The 4030-nt window shown below is 44.0% G+C and carries 3 protein-coding genes; all 3 read left to right on the top strand.

What is annotated here, in order from left to right; translation table 11 throughout:
• A partial coding sequence (rpsG, locus tag H5232_RS22515; protein WP_182831562.1) for a 30S ribosomal protein S7 occupies positions 1-427 on the top strand: 427 nt, incomplete at its 5' end.
• 27 nt (positions 428-454) lie between these two features.
• Entirely contained in the window at positions 455-2569 is a 2115-nt protein-coding gene (fusA, locus tag H5232_RS22510) for an elongation factor G (RefSeq protein ID WP_182831561.1), read from the top strand.
• A gap of 63 nt (positions 2570-2632) precedes the next feature.
• Positions 2633-3817, top strand: coding sequence for an elongation factor Tu (gene tuf / locus H5232_RS22505; protein WP_182758002.1), 1185 nt, complete (start codon positions 2633-2635; stop codon positions 3815-3817).
• Positions 3818-4030: the final 213 nt, after the last annotated feature.

Below are 4030 nucleotides of genomic sequence, written 5' to 3'. Positions count from 1 at the left end.
TCCTAAGTTCGGATCGGAACTTCTTGCAAAATTCGTTAACATCGTAATGTTAGACGGCAAGAAATCTACTGCTGAAAAAATCGTTTACGGTGCGCTAGATGTGGCTGCTGAGAAATCAGGCAAATCGCACCTTGAAATCTTTGAAACTGCACTTGAAAACATCCGTCCACAGGTTGAGGTTAAATCTCGCCGTGTTGGTGGTTCAACGTATCAAGTACCAGTAGAAGTACGTCCAGTACGTCGCAACGCATTAGGTATGCGTTGGTTAGTAGACGCTGCACGTAAGCGTGGCGAGAAATCTATGGGCTTACGTTTAGCTCAAGAACTTGTTGACGCTGCTGACAACAAAGGCACTGCGGTTAAGAAACGTGAAGACGTTCACCGTATGGCTGAAGCGAATAAAGCATTCGCACATTACCGTTGGTAATCTGTCCTTAACCTTTAAGAGGATTTTATGGCACGTACAACTCCACTTGAGCGCTATCGCAATATCGGTATTGTTGCTCACGTAGATGCAGGCAAAACCACCACAACAGAACGTGTTCTGTTCTACACAGGTCTTTCTCATAAGATCGGTGAAGTACATGATGGCGCCGCAACTATGGACTGGATGGAGCAGGAACAAGAGCGTGGTATCACAATCACTTCTGCTGCAACAACGTGTTTCTGGAAAGGGATGGACGCGCAATTTGACGCTCATCGTATCAATATCATTGATACTCCAGGGCACGTGGATTTCACTATTGAAGTAGAACGTTCTTTACGTGTACTTGATGGTGCGGTAGTTGTGCTTTGTGCTTCATCTGGTGTACAGCCGCAAACTGAGACAGTTTGGCGTCAAGCGAACAAATACGAAGTTCCGAGAATGATCTTCGTAAATAAAATGGATCGCACTGGCGCTGACTTCTTAACGGTTGTTGGCCAGGTGAAATCTCGTCTTGGAGCAACGCCTGTTCCAATTCAGCTACCAGTAGGCGCTGAAGACGACTTTAAAGGTGTTATTGACCTCATAAAAATGAAAATGATTAACTGGAATGATGAAGACCAGGGAATGACTTTCACCTATGAGGCAATACCGGCAGAACTTCAAGATTTAGCTGAAGAATGGCGCTCGAACTTAGTTGAAAGCGCTGCTGAAGCATCTGAAGAACTAATGGATAAGTATTTGGAAGGTGAAGACCTGAGCGAAGCAGAAATTAAAAATGCTTTGCGTCAGCGTACATTGGCTAACGAAATCGTCCCAGTTACATGTGGTAGTGCATTTAAAAATAAAGGCGTTCAAGCTGTGCTTGATGGCGTTATTGAATATATGCCTGCACCAACACAAGTGAAACAAATTCAAGGTATCCTTGAAGATGGTACTGAGGAAGAACGTCCAGCTAATGACAACGCACCGTTTGCTGCACTTGCTTTTAAAATTGCAACAGACCCGTTCGTTGGTACTTTAACTTTCTTCCGTGTTTACTCTGGTACTGTTAAACAGGGTGACGCGGTATACAACCCAGTAAAATGTAAGCGTGAGCGTCTTGGCCGTATCGTTCAGATGCATTCAAACTCACGTGAAGAGATCAAAGAAGTCTACGCAGGTGATATTGCGGCGGCTATTGGTCTCAAAGACGTAACAACAGGTGAAACACTGTGTGATCCGAATTCTATTATTACGCTTGAGCGTATGGAATTCCCTGAACCAGTTATCTCTGTTGCGGTTGAGCCTCGCACAATCGCTGACCAAGATAAGATGGGTATCGCGCTAGGTAAACTAGCGGCAGAAGATCCGTCTTTTCGCGTACAAACTGACGAAGAATCAGGCCAGACTATTATTTCTGGTATGGGTGAACTTCACCTTGATATCATTGTCGACCGTATGAAACGTGAATTCAGTGTTGAATGTAACGTTGGTAAGCCGCAGGTTTCTTACCGTGAAGCTATTCGTTCAACTGTTAAAGTTGAAGGTAAATTCATACGTCAATCAGGTGGACGTGGTCAATATGGTCATGTCTGGCTTAAACTTGAACCGATGGATATTTCGGATGATGAAGCCCCAATTTACGAGTGCGTTAACGAAACCGTAGGTGGCTCAGTTCCAAAAGAATACATCCCTGCGGTAGATAAAGGCATCCAAGAGCAAATGTCTCAAGGTGTGCTGGCAGGCTACCCATTACTTGGTGTGAAAGCGACTTTATATGATGGTTCATTCCATGATGTAGATTCGAATGAAATGGCATTTAAAATAGCGGGTTCACTGGCAATGAAACAAGGTGCGCTACAAGCAGACCCTGTACTATTAGAGCCAATGATGAAGGTTGAAGTACTCACTCCTGAAGCAAACATGGGTGATGTAGTTGGTGACTTAAACCGTCGCCGCGGTATGATCGAAGGCATGGAAGATGCGCTAGGTGGACTTAAATTAATTAACGCCCAGGTTCCGCTTTCTGAAATGTTTGGTTATGCTACTGATCTACGATCTGCAACACAAGGCCGTGCCTCATACTCTATGGAGTTTTTGAAGTACGCTGAAGCCTCGAAACATGTTGCGGACACAATAATTACAGCTCGCGCTGTTAAGTAATTTTTAGCTCGGTTTGGTCCACAGTGGACTGAACCTTTAATTTCTTTATAGGAATTTTTTAAGATGGCAAAAGCAAAGTTTGAACGCGTAAAACCGCATGTAAACGTAGGTACAATCGGCCACGTTGACCACGGTAAAACTACCCTAACTGCAGCAATCACTAACGTACTTGCAAAAGTATACGGCGGTGTTGCTAAAGATTTCGCATCAATCGATAACGCTCCTGAAGAGCGCGAGCGCGGTATCACAATCTCAACTTCACACGTTGAGTACGATACTCCTACTCGTCACTACGCACACGTAGATTGTCCTGGACACGCCGATTATGTTAAAAACATGATCACTGGTGCTGCTCAAATGGACGGCGCTATCCTTGTTGTTGCTGCGACTGATGGCCCTATGCCACAAACGCGTGAGCACATCCTTCTTTCTCGTCAAGTTGGCGTTCCTTACATCATCGTATTCATGAACAAATGTGACATGGTTGATGACGAAGAGCTACTTGAACTAGTAGAAATGGAAGTTCGTGAACTTCTTTCTGAGTACGATTTCCCAGGTGATGACTTACCACTAATCGCTGGTTCTGCGCTTAAAGCGTTAGAAGGCGAGAAAGAGTGGGAAGACAAGATCATTGAGCTTGCAGACGCACTTGATTCTTACATCCCAGAGCCAGAGCGTGACATCGATAAGCCATTCATCATGCCTATCGAAGACGTTTTCTCAATCCAAGGTCGTGGTACTGTTGTAACTGGTCGTGTTGAAGCTGGTATCATCCGCATCAATGACGAAGTAGAAATTGTTGGTATCAACGATACAACTAAATCTACTTGTACTGGTGTTGAAATGTTCCGTAAACTACTTGACGAAGGTCGTGCTGGTGAGAACATTGGTGCACTTCTACGTGGTACTAAACGTGAAGACGTTGAACGTGGTCAAGTACTAGCTAAGCCTGGTTCAATCAACCCACATACAACATTCACTTCAGAAGTATACGTACTTTCTAAAGATGAAGGTGGTCGTCATACTCCATTCTTCAAAGGTTACCGTCCACAGTTCTACTTCCGTACAACTGACGTAACTGGTGACGTACAGTTACCAGATGGCGTAGAAATGGTAATGCCTGGCGATAACGTTAAGATGACTGTAAAGTTAATCTCTCCAATCGCAATGGATGAAGGTCTACGTTTCGCAATCCGCGAAGGTGGCCGTACTGTAGGTGCTGGTGTAGTAGCAACTATCGTAGAGTAATAATTAACTTATAAAGTTAATTATTAGAAAAAAGGTCACTTAGGTGGCCTTTTTTAATGCCTACGATTTGAGCTGTAAGCTCTAAGCGGAAAGTTTTAAGCTGCTCGGTGTTAATATGTACTTGTAGGCGAGTGGCTTGCCACCGCGTTTATAACAGAAAGTAAATATATTAAATGTTCTTGCTATTTAAGTTGAGGAGATCTAGATTTTTAC

The sequence above is a fragment of the Pseudoalteromonas sp. SG41-5 genome (assembly GCF_014164495.1).
In the GTDB taxonomy this organism is placed as follows: domain Bacteria; phylum Pseudomonadota; class Gammaproteobacteria; order Enterobacterales; family Alteromonadaceae; genus Pseudoalteromonas; species Pseudoalteromonas rhizosphaerae.
This window is presented reverse-complemented; position numbering and strand designations above follow the sequence as displayed.